The sequence below is a fragment of the Enterobacter cloacae complex sp. P16RS2 genome, from assembly GCF_014982155.1.
GTDB classification, from domain to species: Bacteria; Pseudomonadota; Gammaproteobacteria; order Enterobacterales; family Enterobacteriaceae; genus Enterobacter; species Enterobacter cloacae_M.
Genome location: NZ_JADCKW010000095.1, coordinates 1 through 806, shown reverse-complemented (window position 1 = coordinate 806; position 806 = coordinate 1). Strand labels below are relative to the sequence as shown.

Genomic DNA, 806 nt, shown 5'->3' with positions numbered 1-806 from the left:
TTCCTGATGCCCATACGTAATCAACAACATCTACTCTTTCAGCAGTTACTGTTCCAGCAGAATTTATATTACCAGAAGAAATTTCAGTTGCATATAATACAGAATTAGTTTTAAGGTTAGATTCTCCAGCACTTATAGTGTTATCATCTAGCATGGTTAATCTTCCCCCATATTTCTCGAAATAAAGACCTCCATCACCTAATATTCTGAACCAGTTTTGAGTATAGGTATCGCCACGAGATATTACAGTTTTTCCAGAAACGGTATTACTTGAGTTTAAATTACCATATATTTGTCCATTTCCATAAACATTTAAATCAGATCTTAAAGTAGTTACGCCTGCTACATTTAATGTTGTTCCAACTGTAGCAGCAGCATTAGTTTTTAATATTCCTGTTGTAGTTGTTCCATTCGCAGTTATATTCTGAGCATTATAAACGCTTTGACCACCCATATTAAGGTTTCCGGTCATGGGTAAGGTTCCATCTCTACGGAGATAGATAGAATATAACGCGCTATTAAATCCTACACGGAAAGCTAATTGCCCTGCAGAGGTAATATTATTGAAATTGGCAGAAGTTTCTGACCATTGACCACCATAACCAAAAGCATTTGATGTAGTTCTGGTCATTCCGCTATCAATACCCGCTGTTTGCATGGCTTTCCCTAATAAATCATAACGTGTTTTTCCGCCTTCAATCCATGCCGTCGATGTCGTTATAAGACCATTAATAACATAGTTAGGTGAAGTTCCATCTCGTTTTAATATGATTTTATACGAGGATTTATTAGCATTAGTGCCTGTA

Annotated in this window: 1 pseudogene; it reads right to left on the bottom strand. The window is 36.2% G+C overall.

What is annotated here, in order from left to right:
- Positions 1–806, bottom strand: a pseudogene (locus tag INF68_RS23030) (prepilin cleavage protein); the annotation flags it as partial.